The organism is Agrococcus sp. ARC_14, assembly GCF_022436485.1.
Classification (GTDB): Bacteria; Actinomycetota; Actinomycetes; order Actinomycetales; family Microbacteriaceae; genus Agrococcus.
On the sequence record NZ_JAKUDO010000001.1, the window covers coordinates 364,733 to 381,021 of the forward strand.

Here is a 16,289-nt window from a genome sequence, read left to right on the forward strand (position 1 = left end):
CGAGGAGACCCATGCGCGTCCTGATCCCGCGCGGCGGCAGCTGGGGCGACGATGTCGCGCAGCGCGTCACCGATGCCGGCTTCGAGCCGCTGATCCTGCCGCTCGTGCAGATCGATCCCGCCGAGGACCAGCAGCAGCTGCAGATCATGCTCGGCCACCTCGCCGACGGCCGCTTCGACTGGCTCGTCGTCACCAGCCAGTCGACCGTGCGGGTGCTGCCGCGCGTGCCCGCGAGCGTCTCGGTCGCAGCCGTCGGCTCCGTGACGGCGGCGGCGCTGCGCGAGCGCGGCGTGCCGGTGGCGTTCATCCCCACGAAGCAGTCGGCGGCGGGCCTCGTCGACGAGTGGCCGATCCGCGAGGGCCGTGTGCTGTGGCCGCACGCGCTCGACGCGAAGCCCACGATCGCCGCGGGGCTGCGGCAGCACGGCATGCAGGTGTCCGAGGTCGTCGCCTACCGCACGACGCCCGTGTTCGGCTCGAGCGACGAGCTGCTCGACGCCGCGCAGACGGGTGTGATGCCGATCATGGACGCGGATGTGGTGCGGCACCAGGAGGAGCTGCAGGCAGCCGGGCAGGATGGCGACGAGGGCGTGCTGACCGCCGTCGAGCCGGCGGAGACGCCCATCGACGCGGTGCTGGTGACCTCTGGCTCGGTCGCGAAGCAGGTGGCGCGGCTCGGCCTGGCGCCCGGCACGCGCATCGTCGCGATCGGCGAGCAGACCGCAGAGGACTGCCGCTGTGCGGGCCTGCGCGTCGCGGCGATCGCCGCGCGCCCGAACGCGGAGGCGCTGGTCGCCGCGCTGGTCTCGACGGCTGACGCGCGCTGACGCGCTGGTCGCCGCGCTGGTCTCGACGGCCGACGCGCTGACGTGCTGCTCGGGGGCTGACGCCCCTGCCACGCCGCGCCTCCCCCTGCTGCGCCTGCGCCGCTGCGTGCCCGCGCCCCTGCCCTTCCCCTGCCGCGACCTTGGGGGGACCCGTTCGCCGAGCGGGGACCCGCTGCAACAGGTCCCCGCTCGGCGAACGGTCCCGGGCTCGGCCGCGCGTTAGGACGCGCTCCTCGCACCGCGGCGGCGGTCGCGCTGGCAGGGCCGCGGGCGGATCGATGCAGCCGGCCGTCTGGGCCGCCGGCGAGCGGCGTAGCCTGGCCGCATGACGGAGACGAACCCGGCGCTCGAGGCGCTCGCCGCATCCGGTCTCGAGCATGAGGTCACCCGCCACGGGCGCGTGGGCTCGCTCGCGGAGGCCGCCGAGGCGCGCGGCATGAGCCCTGCCGAGATCATCAAGACGATGGTGGTGCGCCGCGGCGAGGGTGATCACCTGCTCGTGCTCGTGCCCGGCGATCGCACCATCTCGTGGCCGAAGCTGCGCGAGCTGCTGGGCGTCAACCGGCTGTCGATGCCCGACGCCGACGTCGCCTTCGCGGTGACGGGCTTCCGGCGCGGCACCATCACGCCCTTCGGCACGACGCAGCCGCTGCCGGTGGTCGCCGACGAGCGCGTGCGCGGCCTCCGCGTCTCGATCGGCGGGGGCGAGCACGGCGTCGCCGCGACCGTCGACGGCGATGCGCTCGTGGCGCACCTGGGGGCCGAGGTCGCCGACGTCACCGACCCCGAGCAGCCCCGCTGACCCGGCGGCTCGGGGTCGCCGACGTCACCGACGCCGAGCAGCCCCGGTGAGCCGCCCGACGCGGCGGCTCACCGCAGGCGTCGCACCAGCACGATCGAGTCGGCGAGCGTCCCGGGCGAGCCGTCCGGTGCGCTCGCGGCCCGTTCGCGCGTCTCGCACACGAGCGTCTCCCACACAGCGGGGTCGAGCCCGAGCGCCGCGAGGTCGCGTTCCGGTGCGGGGAACGTGTGCGCGTGCGCCATCGCTGCGTGCATCCCCTCAGGGCCGGCCCACGACGGCGGCCCCGCGTGCGCGACGACCAGCAGCCGCCCGCCGGGCGCGACGAAGCCGGTCGCACGTCGCAGGATCTCCTCCCTCGGGAGCTCCACAGGAGACTGCAGGAACGACGCGGTCACCAGGTCGTGCGCCTCCGACGAGCTCCACGCAGCCGGGTCGGCCGCCTCGAACCGGACGAGATCGGGTCGGATGCCCGCGGCGGCCGCCGCTGCACGCGCCCGTTCGATCGCGGTCGGCGAGAGATCGACGCCGGTGACCGCCCAGCCCTGCTGCGCGAGCCAGAGCGCGTCACCGCCCTCGCCGCAGCCGAGGTCGAGCGCGCGGCCCGGCGCGAGCGAGCCCGCGACCTCGGCGAGCACGCCGTTGACGCGCCCCGACCAGATGCGGTCGGAGTCGGCGTAGCGCGCCTCCCAGAAGTCGGCAGCCGAGCCGCTCATGCGGCGGCCCCCCGCGCGCCCGAGGCGCCTGGCAGTGCTTCCGTGGGCGCCGCCGCGAGGTCGAAGTCCTCCTCGACGAGCGCGCCGTTCACCACGGCTCCCGTCATCGCGCCGGCCGCCATCGCCATGGGCACGTTCGCCATCGGGCTGACGACGTTGCCGATCGCCCAGATGCGGTCGTGGCCCGTGCGGCCGGTCGGGTCGACCGTGATGAACGAGCCGAACCCGAAGGGCTGCTCGGTGCGCGGCAGGTCGAGCCCCTCGAGGAACCCGTCGTGCGGTCGCAGCGCCCCTGCGGTGAAGATCGCGTCGATCTCGGTCACGTGCCCGTCAGCCGTGCGCACGCCGCTGATCGTGGTGCCGTCGCCGATGACCTCGAGCACGGGGTCAGCGACGATCTCGATGCCGCGCGAGCGCAGCCGCTGCTCGACGGCCGGCTCGGGGTCGCCGATCACGCCGGAGAACAGCACGACGCGGTCGCTCAGCTGTCGCACGAGCTGCGCCTGATGCGCGGCCATCGGTGTCGTCGCGAGCACGCCGATGCGGCGATCGCGCACCTCCCAGCCGTGGCAGTAGGGGCAGTGCAGCACGCCGGTGCCCCAGTGCTCGGCGAGGCCGGGGATGTCGGGGAGCGCATCGGTGATGCCGGTCGCCACGATGAGCGCTCGTGACCGCTCGGTCGCGCCACCCGCCAGGGTGACGGTGAGCCCCGCATCCGTCGACGCCACGTGCTCGACCGTGCCGTCGCGCAGCTCGACCCCGTAGGCGGCGACCTCTGCACGCCCGCGCCGCACGAGCTCGGTGGGCGAGGTGCCCTCGTTGCCGAGCACGCCGTGCATGTGCTGGGCGAAGCGATTGCGCGGTGCGCCGGCGTCGATCACGAGCACGCGGCGACGCGATCTGCCGAGCATGAGCGCCGCGGACAGGCCCGCTGCGCTGCCGCCGGCGACGATCGCATCCCAGTCGGGGGAGGAGGAAGAAGAAGCAGTCATGGCTCCATTGCACGCGGGATGTGACAGAATTGCAAGCGCGCTTGCGATATCGGCAAGTGCGGGATGGGGATCGGATGCGCGAGCAACTGGAGCAGATGGGGCCGCGGCTGCGAGCGGTGCGGCACTCGAAGGGGTGGACGCTCGACGAGCTGGCCGCACGAGCCGGGATGTCGCCGAGCACGCTCTCGCGGCTGGAGTCGGGCAAGCGGCAGGCGAGCCTCGAGCTGCTGCTGCCGCTGACCCGCCAGCTCGGCATCCGCATCGACGACCTCGTCAGCGTCGATGCACCCGACCCGCGCGTGCGGCGGCCGGTGATCAGTCGCGACGGGCTGGTCATCGCGCCGCTGGCGCCGGAGGGATCGCCCGTGCACACCTACAAGATCACCTACCCGCCCGTGCCGGAACTGCCAGCGCTGCGGGTGCACGACGGCTACGAGTGGCTCTACGTGCTCTCGGGCCGGCTGCGGCTGCGGCTCGGGCAGCAGGATCTCGTGCTCGCGCGCGGCGAGGCCGCCGAGTTCGACACGAGCACGCCGCATGCGATGAGCGCTGCCGGCGGGAAGCCTGCCCAGGTGATCAGCATCTTCAACGACGACGGGGCCCGCATGCACACGCACGTCGCGGGCGAGTCGAGCGCGAGCGCGAGCGCAGAGGCGACCGACGCGCCAGCCGGTGCCGCTCAGGCGTCAGCGACCAGCCGATAGCCCATGCCCGCCTCGGTGAGGATGTGCGTCGGGCTGGCAGGGTCGGGCTCGAGCTTCTTGCGCAGCTGCGCGATGTAGATGCGCAGATAGCCCGTGTCGCGCACCTCGGCAGTGCCCCACAGCTCGGTGAGCAGCTCTGCGCGGGTGACGAGCCTGCCCTCGGCGCGGGCCAGCTGCTCGAGGATGCGCCACTCGGTGGGCGTCAGCCGCACGCGCTCGCCGCCCCGCAGCACGGCCTTGGCGGCGAGGTCGATCTCGCACTCGCCGATGCGCAGCACGGCCACCGACTCGATGCCGCCGCGCCGCCTGCCGAGCGCGCGCAGCCGGGCGAGCAGCTCGTCGATCGCGAAGGGCTTCGTGACGTAGTCGTCGGCGCCGGCGTCGAGCGCCTCGACCTTGTCGGCCGAGCCGGTGCGGCCGGAGACCACCAAGATCGGCACGTCGCTCCACCCCCGCACGGCGCGGATCACGTCGACGCCGTCGAGCGCCGGCATGCCGAGATCGAGCATGACGATGTCCGGATGGGTCGAGGCGGCCAGGCGGATCGCCTCCGGGCCGTCGGCGGCCGTCACGATCTCGTAGCCGACGCTCTGCAGGGTGAGTCGCAGCGCCCGCACGATCTGCGGGTCGTCGTCGGCGACCAGGATCCTCATGTGGACTCCTCGTCGGGAGCCCGGCGCAGCCGTACCACCATCGTGAGGCCGCCGCCCGGCGTCGTCTCCGCCTCGAGCGAGCCGCCCATGGCGTCGGTGAAGCCGCGAGAGAGGGCGAGGCCGAGGCCGAGGCCCGCGTCGTTGTCGGTGTCGCCGAGCCGCTGGAAGGGCACGAAGGCGCGATCGCGCTCGGCGGGCGCGATCCCGGGGCCGCGGTCGGCGATGCGCACCTCCACGGCGTCGCCGAAGGCGCTCGTGACGATCGTCACCGGCGTGCTCGCCGGGCTGTGCCGCAGCGCGTTGCCGAGCAGGTTGACCAGCACGCGCTGCAGCAGCACCGGGTCGGCGGAGGCCCGCGGCACCTCGCCCAGCTCGAGCGCGACGGCCGCGGGGGAGGCGCCGACCTCCTCGAGCGCCGGCACGATGACGTCGTCGAGCTCGATCGGCCGTGCGGCGACGGCGAGCGCGCCCGCTTCGACCCTGCTGACGTCGAGCAGGTCGGTGACGAGCCGGGCGAGCGTCTCGAGGCTCTCGTCGGCGGTCTCGAGCAGCTCGGCGCGGGCGGCGTCGTCGAGCGGGATGCTCGCGGAGCGGAGCGCTCCGACCGAGGTCGCGGCCGCTGCGAGCGGTCGACGGAGGTCGTGGCCGACGGCGCGCAGCAGCGCGGAGCGCACGCGATCCTGCTCGGCGAGCGGCTCGAGCTCGGAGGCCACTGCGGCGACCGATCGGTGGCGCAGCGAGGCTGCGAGCTGGTGGACCACCACGTCGAGGATCCGCCGCTCGCCCGCGTCGAGCATCCGCCCGTGCAGCTCGAGCGTGGCGTCGTCGCCGACCGGGACCGCGGTGGGCGCACGCGCACTCTCGCCCGCGCCGTCGGCCGGCTCGCCGTCGATCGCGACGACGCGCTCGCCCTGCAGCAGCCGCACACCGGTGAGCCCGAGCGCCTCGCGCGTGCGCGTCAGCGCGACCTGGATCGACCCCTGGCCGCCGAGCACGCCGCTCGAGATCGCGGCGAGCAGCTCCGACTCCGCCGCCGAGCGGCCCGCGGCCCGCGTGGTGCGGGCAGCGCGATCGACCACCCAGCTGACCAGCAGCGCGCTCGCGAGCAGCACCACGACGGCCGCGATATGCCACGGCTCTGCGACGGCGAACGTGAAGCGCGGCTCCACCAGCACGAGCAGGAACAGCACGCCGGCCAGCAGCGCCGCGAAGGTGGCAGCCCAGATGCCGCCGACGAGCGCCACGACCACGACCCACAGCTGCAGCAGCAGCGCGTCGGCGGTCACCGATGCCTGCTCGGCTGCGGCGTCGAGCAGCCACGTCAGCAGCGGCACACCGAGCATGGCGAGCGCCCAGCCCGCGAGCTGCCGTCGCTTCGACAGCGGCGCGTCGGCGAGCGACGGCAGCCTGCGCCCCTGCCCGGCCGCGGCATGCGCCACCATGTGCACGTCGATGTCGCCCGATTCGCGCACGACCGCCTGCCCGATGCCAGGCCCCGTGAGGGCCGTCTGCAGCCAGCCGCGGCGACTCGCCCCGATCACCAGCTGCGTGGCGTGGCTGGCGCGCGCGAACTGCACGAGCGCCTTGGGCACGTCGTCGCCGACCACGGTGTGGAACGAGCCGCCCAACCGCTCGACGAGCGCGCGCTGCGCGGCGAGCGCGGCGGGGTCGCGGTCGACCAGGCCGTCCTGCCGCTGCACGTGCACCGCGAGCAGGTCGCCGCCGGACGAGCGCGCCGCGATGCGGGCGCCGCGCTTCAGCAGCGTCTCACCCTCGGTGCCGCCCGTGAGCGCGACGACGACGCGCTCACGGGTCTCCCAGGTCGCATCGATGCCCTGCTGCTCGCGGTAGCGCTGCAGCGCCTGATCGACCTCGTCGGCCAGCCACAGCAGCGCGAGCTCGCGCAGCGCCGTCAGGTTGCCGAGCCGGAAGTAGTTCGACAGGGCGGCGTCGACGCGGGCGGCGGGGTAGACCTCGCCCGCCTCGAGCCTCGCGCGCAGCGCCTGCGGCTGCAGGTCGACCAGCTCGACGCGGTCGGCGTCCCGCAGCACGGCATCTGGCACGGTCTCCCGCTGCCGCACGCCGGTGATCTGCTCGACGACGTCGCCGAGCGACTCGAGGTGCTGCACGTTGACGGTCGAGATCACGTCGATGCCCGCATCCAGCAGCGCCGCGACATCCTGCCACCGCTTCTCGTGCTCGCCGCCCGGCGCGTTCGTGTGCGCCAGCTCGTCGACCAGCGCGACCTTTGGCGCCCGCCGCAGCACCGCTCCCAGATCCAGCTCCTGCAGCTCGACGCCGCGGTGCAGCGCCGTGCGCGTCGGCACCAGCTCGAGGCCGTCGAGCAGTGCAGCGGTCGCCGCCCGACCGTGGGCCTCGACGACGCCCACGGCGACATCGCGCCCCGCGGCCAGCAGCTGGTGGCCCTCTTCGAGCATCGCGAACGTCTTGCCGACGCCGGGAGCGGCGCCGAGCAGCACGCGCAATGCACCGCGGGCCACGGGTCACCTCCCAGCGAGCTCGTCGAGCGCCAGGTTGAGCTCGAGCACGTTCACGCGCGGTTGGCCGAGGATGCCGAGGTCGCGCGGGGCGATCCTACGCTCCACGAGCTCGACCACCTCGGCGGTCGGCAGCTCGCGCGCCTCGGCCACGCGCGGCGCCTGCAGCAGGGCGTACTCGGGCGAGATGTGGGGGTCGAGGCCCGATCCGGATGCGGTCAGGGCGTCGGCGGGGATCGTCGCCTCCTCGACGCCCTCGAACGCCGCGATCGCGGCCCTGCGCTCGGCGATCGCGGCGATCAGGTCAGGGTGCTCAGGCCCGAGGTTGGAGCCGCTGGAGGCACCGCCGTCGTAGCCGTCACCGGCTGCGGAGGGGCGGCCCTGGAACCACTCGGGCAGCGGCTCACCCTCGGCGTCGAGCCACGACTGGCCGATGAGCGCGGAGCCGACGACCTCGCCATCGCGCTCGACGAGCGAGCCGCTCGCCTGTGCCGGCAGCAGCAGCTGCGCGACACCGGTGACCGCGAATGTGTAGGCGATGCCGAGCACGATCGTGGCGACAGCCAGGGCGCGGAGGGCGGTCAGGTGGGTCTGGAGTGCGGTGCGCACGGAAGTCTCCTCAGAATCCGGGCAGCAGGCTCACGACGAGGTCGATGAGCTTGATGCCGATCAAGGGTGCGATCACGCCGCCGAGCCCATAGATGAGCAGGTTGCGCGAGAGCATGCGGGATGCGCTCTCGGCGCGGGTGCGCACGCCACGCAGGGCGAGGGGCACGAGTGCGACGATGACGAGCGCGTTGAAGATGACGGCTGAGAGGATGGCCGACTCCGGTGAGCTCAGCTGCATCACGTTGAGCGGTGCGAGCTGCGGGAGCGATGCGGCGAACATCGCGGGCACGATCGCGAAGTACTTCGCGATGTCGTTGGCGATCGAGAAGGTCGTCAGCGCCCCGCGGGTGACGAGCAGCTGCTTGCCGATCCGCACGATGTCGATGAGCTTCGTCGGGTCGGAGTCGAGGTCGACCATGTTGCCGGCCTCCTTCGCGGCCGAGGTGCCGGAGTTCATGGCGACCCCGACATCCGCCTGTGCGAGCGCCGGTGCGTCGTTCGTGCCGTCGCCGGTCATCGCCACGAGGCGCCCGCCCTCCTGCTCCTTGCGGATGAGGGCGAGCTTGTCCTCCGGCGTCGCCTCGGCGAGCACGTCGTCGACGCCGGCCTCCTCAGCGATCGCGGCGGCCGTCAGTCGATTGTCGCCGGTGATCATGACGGTGCGGATGCCCATGGCGCGCAGCTCTGCGAACCGCTCCCGCAGGCCGTCCTTGACGATGTCCTTGAGGTGCACGACGCCGAGCGCGCGCGCGACGCCGCCGACCCGCTCCGCGACAACGAGCGGTGTGCCGCCCGAGCGGGCGATCGTCTCGACCTGCTCGGCGAGGGCGCGCGCACCCGGGCCGGTGGAGGCATCCGCCCCCATCCACGCGAGCACGGCGCTCGCCGCGCCCTTGCGGATCTCGCGCGGCCCGTCGGGCCCCGGCAGGTCGACGCCCGACATGCGCGTCTGTGCCGTGAACTCGATCGACTCGCCCGCGACGGTGCCGATCTCGTGACCCTGCTGGCGGGCGAGCTCGACGATCGAGGCGCCCTCCGGGGTGGGGTCGGCGAGCGAGCCGGTCGCGGCCGCGACGGCGAGCTGCGCATCCGTCACCCCCTCGGCCGGCAGGAACGCCACCGCGCGAAGGTTGCCGTGCGTGATCGTGCCGGTCTTGTCGAGCAGCAGCGTCGTGACGTCGCCGGCGGCCTCGACCGCGCGGCCCGACATCGCGAGCACGTTGCGCTGCACGAGCCGATCCATGCCGGCGATGCCGATGGCAGAGAGCAGCGCGCCGATGGTGGTGGGGATGAGGCACACGAGCAGCGCGATGAGCACCGCGACGCTCACGGGCTCCGCCACGAAGCCGGCGATCGGGTTGATGGTGAGCGCCACGACCACGAAGACGATCGAGAGGCTCGCGAGCAAGATCTCGAGGGCGATCTCGTTGGGCGTCTTCTGCCGGTCGGCGCCCTCCACCAGCGCGATCATCCGGTCGACGAAGCTCTCGCCCGCCTTCGACGTGATGCGCACCACGATGCGGTCGCTCAGCACGCGCGTGCCGCCGGTGACGGCGCTGCGGTCGCCGCCGGACTCCCGCACGACCGGGGCGGATTCGCCCGTGATCGCCGACTCGTCGACCGTGGCGATGCCCCAGACGATCTCGCCATCGCCGGGGATCGCCTCGCCAGCCGCCACGACCACGTGGTCGCCGGGCAGCAGCTCGCTCGAGGAGATCTCGCTCGTCTGCGCGTGCTCGGCTCCCGCATCCGCCGGGCTCCACGAGGCGAGCGTGCGGGCGGGAGTCGAGGTGCGGGTCTGGCGCAGCGAATCCGCCTGCGCCTTGCCGCGGCCCTCTGCGACCGCCTCCGCGAGGTTCGCGAAGAGCACCGTGAGCCAGAGCCAGACGGCGATCGCCCAGGTGAAGGCCAGCGACGAGCCTCCGCCCGCCGGCAGGAACGGCTGCGCGATGGCGATCGCGGTCGTGAGCGCCGCACCCGCCTCCACGATGAGCATCACCGGGCTGGCGAGCATGTGCCGCGGGTGCAGCTTGCGCACGGCGCCGGGCAGCGCCTGCCAGAGCTGGGCGGGCGTGAGGGCGCTGCGGCGCTTGTCCTCGGCGGGATGCGCGGCGGGCTTCGGCGGGTTGGTCGCCGGGGTGGTCGTGGGCGTGGTGGTGGTCACAGGAGGCCCTCCGCGATGGGTCCGAGGGTGAGGATGGGGAAGTAGGTGAGGGCGGTGACGATGACCGTCACGCCCACGAGCAGGCCGACGAAGAGCGGCCGGTGCGTCGGCAGCGTGCCGACCGTGGCGGGCGCCGCGCCCTGGCGGGCGAAGCTGCCGGCAAGGGCGAGCACGAGCACGATGGGCACGAGGCGGCCCAGCAGCATGGCGATGCCGAGCGCCACCGTGAACCACGGGGTCGAGGCGGTGAGGCCCGCGAAGGCCGAGCCGTTGTTGTTGGCCGCGGAGGTGAAGGCGTAGAGCACCTCGCTGAGCCCGTGGAGTCCCGGGTTCCAGAGCGACTCGCCCTCCACGGATGCGCGCACCGCCGGGATCGCGAAGCTGAGCGCGGTGCCCGCGAGCACGAGCGTCGGCGTCACCAGGATCATGAGGCTCGCGAGCTTCATCTCGCGCGGGCCGATGCGCTTGCCCAGGTACTCGGGGCTGCGCCCGACGAGCAGGCCGGAGAGGAACACGGCGATGATCGCGAGCACGAGCATCCCGTACAGCCCCGAGCCCACTCCGCCGGGTGCGACCTCGCCGAGCATCATGTTGAGCATCGGCAGCAGCCCGCCGAAGGCGGTGAACGAGTCGTGCATGCCGTTGACCGCGCCGGTGGAGGTGGCGGTCGAGACAGTGCCGAACAGGGTCGTGCCGAGCACGCCGAAGCGCACCTCCTTGCCCTCCATGGCACCTCCCGCGAGCCCGGGGGCGGTGCCGAGGCCGGCGCTCTCGACGATCGAGAGGATCGTGAGGGATGCGAGGAAGATGGCCGTCATCGCGCCCAGGATCGCGAGCCCCTGCCGGCGATCGCCGACCATCGTGCCGAAGGTGCGGGTCAGCGCCACAGGGATGAGCAGCATGAGCACCGTCTGCACCAGGCTCGTCCAGGCAGCGGGGTTCTCGAACGGATGCGCGGAGTTGGCGTTGAAGAAGCCGCCGCCGTTCGTGCCCGCGAGCTTGATGGCCTCCTGCGAGGCGACCGGGCCCAGCGGCACGGTGAGCTGCTGCCCGGCGATGCCGGTGGCGGCGCCGTAGGGGGAGAGCGCCTGCACGACGCCGCCGAGCACGAGCACGAGCGCGGCGATGCCGGCGAGCGGAAGCAGGATGCGCACGCTGGCGCGCACGAGGTCGACCCAGAACGAGCCGATCGTCTCTGCGCGGCGGCGGGAGAGGCCGCGCACGAGGGCGATGGCGACGGCGATGCCGACCGCCGCGGAGACGAAGTTCTGCACGGTCAGGCCGCCGAGCTGCACGAGGTGGCCCATCGTGAGCTCTGGCGAGTACGACTGCCAGTTGGTGTTGGAGACGAAGGATGCGGCGGTGTTGGCCGCGAGCAGCTCCGGCACGGCGGGCTGGCCGAGCGAGAGCGGCAGCAGCGCCTGCAGCCGCTGCAGGCCGTAGAGCAGCAGCACGCCGACGAGCGAGATGGCGAGCACCGACTTGGCGTAGGACTGCCACGACTGCTCGCGAGCGGGGTCGACGCCCAGCAGGCGATAGGCGCCACGCTCGATCGCGAGGTCATGCGTGGAGGTGAACACGCGCGCCATCCAGTCGCCCACCGGTCGCCACAGCAGGGCGAGCACGGCGACGAGCGCCGCCGTCTGGGCGAGGCCGGGCAGAAGCTCCGCGGGCATGCTCACAGCTCCGGGTGCACGAGCGTGCGGACGAGCAGGCCGAGGGCGGCGACCGCGAGGGCGACGGCGATGATCTCGAAGACGATCACAGCGAGTCGACCCCGCGCACGAGCAGGCCGATGAGCGCGAAGATCGCGATGGTGCCGGCGACGACGACAAGGTCGAGCATGGGTTCCTCCGGTTCGTGGGGCGACGCATCCGCCGCCCGGCCCTGACGTGGGCCGGTCTCGATCAGACACCCGTCGGCACCCCGGTTGGGCCTTCCTCACGGGATCCTCACGGCGGCGGGCGCGCGGCTCACGCTTCCCTCACGGCGGCGTCTCGTGTACCGTCGCTCAGGCAATCGCGGGTGGTGTCAGCGCCCGCGCCCGTCGCAGGAGAAGAGCCGAGATGACCGAGAGCACCGGGACCGCGATCACGCGCTGACCCGACGGCCTCCGCACCGTCGATCGATCCGTCAGCGCATCCAACGCTCTCGGAGGATCTCTCTTGTCATCTCCTGCAATCGCGCTGACGCGCGTCCATTTCTCTTGGCCCGACGGCACCGCTGTCTTCGGAGGCGCTGGCGCGCTCGAGGGCGTCTCCGGCTCCATCGGCCACGGCCGCACGGGCCTCGTCGGCCGCAACGGTGCCGGCAAGTCCACCCTGCTGCGCCTCATCGCCGGAGCGCTCACTCCCTCCGCCGGCTCCCTCGTCGTGCAGGGCACCGTCGCGACGCTGCCGCAGCAGCTCGCGCTCGGGCCGGGCACGGTGGCGGATGCGCTGGGCATCGCAGGCGTGCTCGACGCGATCGCGGCGATCGCGTCGGGCGACGTCGCGCCCGAGCGCTTCGACGAGGTCGGCGACCGGTGGGGCATCGAGGCGGAGGCGCTGAGCGAGCTCGCCGCGCTCGGCATGCCCTCGAAGGGCAGCAGCGGCGGCGCCGAGCTGCTGCGGCGCCCCATCGCCACCCTCTCGGGCGGTGAGGCCGTGCTCGTCGGGCTGGCGGCCATCCGGCTGCAGCGCGCCGACATCGCGCTGCTCGACGAGCCCACGAACAACCTCGACTCCGAAGCCCGCGCACGGCTGTACCAGGCGGTCGAGGGCTGGCGCGGCTCGCTCGTGGTGGTGAGCCACGACGTCGAGCTGCTCGAGCGCGTCGACCGCATCGCCGAGCTGCACGGGCCGAACCGCCTCGGTGCGGGCGGTGCGGGGCTGCGCACCTTCGACGGCCCCTACTCGGTCTACCGCGAGGCCATCGCGGCCGAGCAGCAGGCGGCGGCGCAGGATGTGCGCGACGCAGAGCAGCAGCTGCGGCGCGAGAAGCAGGATCGCTCCGCGGCAGAGCTGCAGCTCGTGGGTCGAGCGCGCATCGCCGACAAGGCCTACGCCGAGAAGCGCGAGCCACGAGCGGTCATGAAGCTGAAGGCCCGGACCGCGCAGGTCTCCGCCGCCAAGCACCGCGCGCTGCACGACGATCGGCTGCACTCCGCCGAGGCCGCGCTCGAGGCTGCCGAGGATCGGTTGCGGGCCGACCGCGCGATCCGCATCGCGTTGCCCGACACTCGCGTGCCGATGGCCCGCGACGTGCTCGAGCTGCGCGCGACCGACGGCGAGCCCATCCTCGTCGGCGGTCCCGAGCGCATCGCCCTGACGGGCCCGAACGGCGCAGGCAAGACCACGCTGCTCGACGCGATCGCGGGCTTCGGCCCGCATGCGCCGGCAGCCGGTGAGCGCGAGGCCGCGAGCGCCCGACCGGACCCGGTCGCGCACGTGACCCGCCGCATCCGCGAGACCGCGATGCTGCCGCAGCGCATTCGCTTCGACGATGAGCGAGCGACCCTGATCGAGGCGGTGCGCGAGACGGCGCCGGATCGCCCGCCGCAGGAGGTGCGGGCGCAGCTCGCGCGCTTCCTCTTCCGCGGCAGGCGGGCGGAGCAGCGAGTGGAGGAGCTCTCGGGCGGCGAGCGCTTCCGGCTGGCGCTCGCGCGGCTGCTGCTGGCCGACCCTGCGCCACAGCTGCTGCTGCTCGACGAGCCGACGAACTCGCTCGACATCGACTCGACCGACCGGCTGGTCGAGGCGCTCGCGGCCTTCGAGGGGGCGCTCATCGTGGTGAGCCACGACGCGGCGTTCCTCGAGCGGCTCGGCATCACGCGCAGCTGGCGGATCGCGGGCGGGCAGATCGAGGATCGGCCGGTGACGGATGCGGCGGTGCCGGGGTGAGGATGCGCCGGTGACGGCGCGGCGCTCTGCTGGCATGCTGACGGCATGAGCGATCCGCACGTGCTCGGCGACGAGCTCGCCCCCACCCCGTTCACCGCCGGAGAGATCGCTGCCGCCTGCCCCGACGGCCACTGGCTGCTGGTGCGCACCGAGCGCGTTGGCGAGACCAGCTTCCAGCGCTCGGGCTTCGAGCAGGGCGACGCCGAGGGCGTGCACCTCACCAATGTGACGACGGATGCGTCGGGCACGCCGACAGGGGAGGTGCGGCGCAGCCGCGCGACCTGGCGCGAGCTGCAGGCCCACGCCGCCTTCCCGCGCGCGGCCACGTCGGTCGCCCAGGAGCGCATCCGCCTCGCCTTCGGTGAGCGCGACTGCCTGCGCTACGACGTGGCCGGGGCAGCGGGCTCGAGCACCTTCTGGTTCGCGATCGAGCATCCCGGGATGCCGGTGCGCTACCGCACGGCCGGCGTGGCCGTCGAGGTCGTCGCGATCGGCGGAGCCGCCCTGCGTCGCTACGCTGAGCGGAGCTGTGGCGACGGCACGAGGAGGTTGCGTGAGCGACGAGCACGAGCGACTCCTGCGTGCGATCGAGCGGATCGCGACCGGAGCGCCGGCCGAGCTGGAGCTCGCGAGCGATGAGGTCCCCGGCGACGACGCCGCCGCGCCGCTGGTCGGCGAGCTTGTGCGCCGCATCCAGCGCGCGGCCCGCAGCGAGGCGCAGCTCGCGGCGATCTCCAGCACGACCCGGGATCTGCTCGAGGTGCAGGACGCGACCGCGATGCTGCAGCGCATCGTCGACCGGGTGCACGACCTGGCCGATGCCGATGTGACCTACCTGTCGGTCTACGACCCGGCGATCGACGAGCTGTTCGTCCGCGCCGTGCGCGGTTCGCGCTCGGGGCGCTTCCTGGGCATGCGGGTGCCTGCGGGGGTCGGCGTGGCGAGCCAGGTCGTCCACACCCGCCTCGCGCAGTCGGTCGCCGACTACGGCGAGCTCGGTGCGCTGCCCCGAGACCCGAAGATCGACGAGATCGTGCGAGCGGAGGGCATCCACGCGATCCTCGGTGCGCCGATGCTGTCGGGCGGCGAGGTGCTCGGCGTGCTCTTCGCGGCCAACCGTGCGGCTCGCCGGTTCGACGACGGGGATGCCTCGCTGCTCACCGCCTTCGCGGATCACGCCGCGATCGTGCTCCGCATCGCAGGCGTGCTCGATGCGCTGACGGCCAGCCGGGAGGACGCATTGGCCGCCAGGGAGCGCGCCGAACGACTGGCCACCGAGACGCTCTCCGCATCGCGGCTGCACGGTGAGCTCACGGATCTGATCGTGCGGGGGCGGGGTCCTGAGGACGTGCTGTCGGCGCTCGCGACGGCGCTCGAGCGCCCGGTCTGGGCCGAGGGCCTGCAGGGAGCACCGGCATGGGGCTCGCCGAGGCTCGAGAGCGGGATGACGCGCGGCGAGCTGGCGATCGCGATCACGCGCAGCGCGGCGACCGGCCGCTCCGAGGTGATCGACTCCGGCCCTGTCCGGGCAGCCGTCGCCGTGCTGGGCGCAGGGCGTCGCATCGGCGCCCTGATGGTCGGTGGGTCGACACCCATGAGCCAGCTCCAGCGCCGCACCCTCGAGCGCTCCGCGCAGATCCTCGCGCTCGTGACGATGCAGCGCAACGCGATGGCCGACGCCGAGGAGCGCGTCCGCGGCGAGCTCGTGCTCGACCTCCTCGACAGCGCCGACACCGAGGCCGCCGTCCGTCGCGCTCGGCAGCGCGGCATCGCGGTGGATCTCCCGTGGAGCGCGGTCGCCGTGAAGCTGGCCGAGAGCGATCGCTCTCGTGCCGCAGCCAGGCTGCGCCAGCTTCGCGGGGCGCTCGTCTCCCTCGTGCCCGACGGCTGCGCAGTGCTCGTGCACGATGGAGACGCGGAGCGTGCCGTGGCGACGGTCGCCGCGCTGCTCGAGGGCATCGAGGCGATCGTGGTGGCGGAGCCGGTGCCGAGCCTGCGCGAGGCCGCTGCCGGGATGCGCTCCGCCGTGCAGGCCTCGCAGCTGCTGCGCGGCCTGGGGATCGTCGACGCGGCCACCACGGCCGTCCGGTTCAGCGCCTACGCGGCGCTCTTCGACGACGACGGGGCGCGGGCCCGAGCCTTCATCGATGCGGCGATCGGCACCGTGCTCGCATGGGATGCGAGGCGCGGCGCCGACCTGACCGGAACGCTCGCGGTGCTGCTCGAGGTGCACGGCTCGCCCGCCGCGGCGGCTCGTCGCCTGCAGCTGCACGTCTCCACGATCAAGCAGCGGATCGCGCGGCTCCGGGCCATCCTCGGCAGTCACTGGGATGAGGCGGAGGCGCGGTTCCGCATCGAGGTCGCGGTGCGGCTCCACGTGGCACTGCAGGGTCTGGAGCAGACCAGATCGCCGGCCTGAATGTGACCGGTTCGGTCATGCTTGCCT

General features: G+C 73.5%; 14 protein-coding genes. 7 read left to right on the forward strand and 7 right to left on the reverse strand.

Annotated features, from left to right (window positions below; all coding sequences use genetic code 11):
- Positions 1 to 11 precede the first annotated feature (11 nt).
- Both MKD51_RS01825 and MKD51_RS01830 read left to right on the forward strand, forming a co-directional pair.
- Positions 12 to 827: a uroporphyrinogen-III synthase gene (locus MKD51_RS01825; protein WP_240237470.1), complete on the forward strand. Its 816-nt coding sequence runs from the start codon at positions 12 to 14 to the stop codon at positions 825 to 827.
- 325 nt (positions 828 to 1,152) lie between these two features.
- Positions 1,153 to 1,629, forward strand: coding sequence for a YbaK/EbsC family protein (locus tag MKD51_RS01830; protein ID WP_240237472.1), 477 nt, complete (start codon positions 1,153 to 1,155; stop codon positions 1,627 to 1,629).
- A 68-nt stretch (positions 1,630 to 1,697) separates the two neighbouring features.
- On the opposite strand, the gene MKD51_RS01835 is transcribed toward MKD51_RS01830, so the two are convergent.
- Together MKD51_RS01835 and MKD51_RS01840 are read right to left on the reverse strand one after the other, a co-directional pair.
- Positions 1,698 to 2,342 (reverse strand): class I SAM-dependent methyltransferase, encoded by a 645-nt coding sequence (locus tag MKD51_RS01835; RefSeq protein WP_240237474.1) that lies wholly within the window; start codon positions 2,340 to 2,342, stop codon positions 1,698 to 1,700.
- Positions 2,339 to 3,334: an NAD(P)/FAD-dependent oxidoreductase gene (locus MKD51_RS01840; RefSeq protein ID WP_240237476.1), complete on the reverse strand. Its 996-nt coding sequence runs from the start codon at positions 3,332 to 3,334 to the stop codon at positions 2,339 to 2,341. Before MKD51_RS01840 ends, MKD51_RS01835 begins: the two co-directional genes overlap by 4 nt.
- A gap of 74 nt (positions 3,335 to 3,408) precedes the next feature.
- Here MKD51_RS01840 and MKD51_RS01845 point away from each other — a divergent pair, with 74 nt between their 5' ends.
- Entirely contained in the window at positions 3,409 to 4,038 is a 630-nt protein-coding gene (locus MKD51_RS01845) for an XRE family transcriptional regulator (RefSeq protein WP_240237478.1), read from the forward strand.
- Here MKD51_RS01845 and MKD51_RS01850 read toward each other — a convergent pair.
- The 5 genes from MKD51_RS01850 to kdpA are packed head-to-tail and all read right to left on the reverse strand — an operon-like array spanning position 4,014 to position 11,638.
- Complete coding sequence (locus tag MKD51_RS01850; RefSeq protein WP_240237480.1) at positions 4,014 to 4,691, reverse strand: response regulator transcription factor; 678 nt, start codon at positions 4,689 to 4,691, stop codon at positions 4,014 to 4,016. The genes MKD51_RS01845 and MKD51_RS01850 overlap by 25 nt on opposite strands.
- Complete coding sequence (locus tag MKD51_RS01855) at positions 4,688 to 7,192, reverse strand: ATP-binding protein (RefSeq protein WP_240237488.1); 2,505 nt, start codon at positions 7,190 to 7,192, stop codon at positions 4,688 to 4,690. Before MKD51_RS01855 ends, MKD51_RS01850 begins: the two co-directional genes overlap by 4 nt.
- 3 nt (positions 7,193 to 7,195) lie before the next feature.
- Entirely contained in the window at positions 7,196 to 7,798 is a 603-nt protein-coding gene (kdpC, locus tag MKD51_RS01860) for a potassium-transporting ATPase subunit KdpC (protein ID WP_240237490.1), read from the reverse strand.
- 10 nt (positions 7,799 to 7,808) lie between these two features.
- Entirely contained in the window at positions 7,809 to 9,962 is a 2,154-nt protein-coding gene (kdpB, locus tag MKD51_RS01865) for a potassium-transporting ATPase subunit KdpB (RefSeq protein ID WP_346986680.1), read from the reverse strand.
- Positions 9,959 to 11,638 carry a potassium-transporting ATPase subunit KdpA gene (gene kdpA, locus MKD51_RS01870; RefSeq protein ID WP_240237492.1) on the reverse strand — a complete coding sequence of 560 codons (1,680 nt, stop codon included), beginning with the start codon at positions 11,636 to 11,638 and terminating at the stop codon, positions 9,959 to 9,961. Before kdpA ends, kdpB begins: the two co-directional genes overlap by 4 nt.
- A 14-nt stretch (positions 11,639 to 11,652) precedes the next feature.
- Between kdpA and MKD51_RS01875 the strand changes: the two genes are divergently transcribed.
- The 4 genes from MKD51_RS01875 (at position 11,653) to MKD51_RS01890 (ending at position 16,262) form a co-directional block, all read left to right on the forward strand.
- Positions 11,653 to 11,853 (forward strand): hypothetical protein, encoded by a 201-nt coding sequence (locus tag MKD51_RS01875; protein WP_240237494.1) that lies wholly within the window; start codon positions 11,653 to 11,655, stop codon positions 11,851 to 11,853.
- 274 nt (positions 11,854 to 12,127) lie between these two features.
- Positions 12,128 to 13,843, forward strand: a complete 1,716-nt coding sequence (locus tag MKD51_RS01880; protein WP_240237496.1) for an ATP-binding cassette domain-containing protein — start codon at positions 12,128 to 12,130, stop codon at positions 13,841 to 13,843.
- A gap of 45 nt (positions 13,844 to 13,888) precedes the next feature.
- The gene (locus tag MKD51_RS01885) at positions 13,889 to 14,482 is read left to right on the forward strand and encodes a hypothetical protein (protein ID WP_240237498.1); all 594 of its coding nucleotides are present in this window, start codon (positions 13,889 to 13,891) and stop codon (positions 14,480 to 14,482) included.
- Complete coding sequence (locus MKD51_RS01890; RefSeq protein ID WP_240237500.1) at positions 14,397 to 16,262, forward strand: GAF domain-containing protein; 1,866 nt, start codon at positions 14,397 to 14,399, stop codon at positions 16,260 to 16,262. Before MKD51_RS01885 ends, MKD51_RS01890 begins: the two co-directional genes overlap by 86 nt.
- Positions 16,263 to 16,289: the final 27 nt, after the last annotated feature.

What these genes read in the sequence shown, in the direction of transcription:
- MKD51_RS01825 (WP_240237470.1), top strand. Translation starts at nt 12, where the DNA reads ATGCGCGTCCTGATCCCGCGCGGCGGCAGCTGGGGCGACGATGTCGCG.
- MKD51_RS01830 (WP_240237472.1), top strand. Translation starts at nt 1,153, where the DNA reads ATGACGGAGACGAACCCGGCGCTCGAGGCGCTCGCCGCATCCGGTCTC.
- MKD51_RS01835 (WP_240237474.1), bottom strand. Translation starts at nt 2,342, where the DNA reads ATGAGCGGCTCGGCTGCCGACTTCTGGGAGGCGCGCTACGCCGACTCC.
- MKD51_RS01840 (WP_240237476.1), bottom strand. Translation starts at nt 3,334, where the DNA reads ATGACTGCTTCTTCTTCCTCCTCCCCCGACTGGGATGCGATCGTCGCC.
- MKD51_RS01845 (WP_240237478.1), top strand. Translation starts at nt 3,409, where the DNA reads ATGCGCGAGCAACTGGAGCAGATGGGGCCGCGGCTGCGAGCGGTGCGG.
- MKD51_RS01850 (WP_240237480.1), bottom strand. Translation starts at nt 4,691, where the DNA reads ATGAGGATCCTGGTCGCCGACGACGACCCGCAGATCGTGCGGGCGCTG.
- kdpA (WP_240237492.1), bottom strand. Translation starts at nt 11,638, where the DNA reads ATGCCCGCGGAGCTTCTGCCCGGCCTCGCCCAGACGGCGGCGCTCGTC.
- MKD51_RS01885 (WP_240237498.1), top strand. Translation starts at nt 13,889, where the DNA reads ATGAGCGATCCGCACGTGCTCGGCGACGAGCTCGCCCCCACCCCGTTC.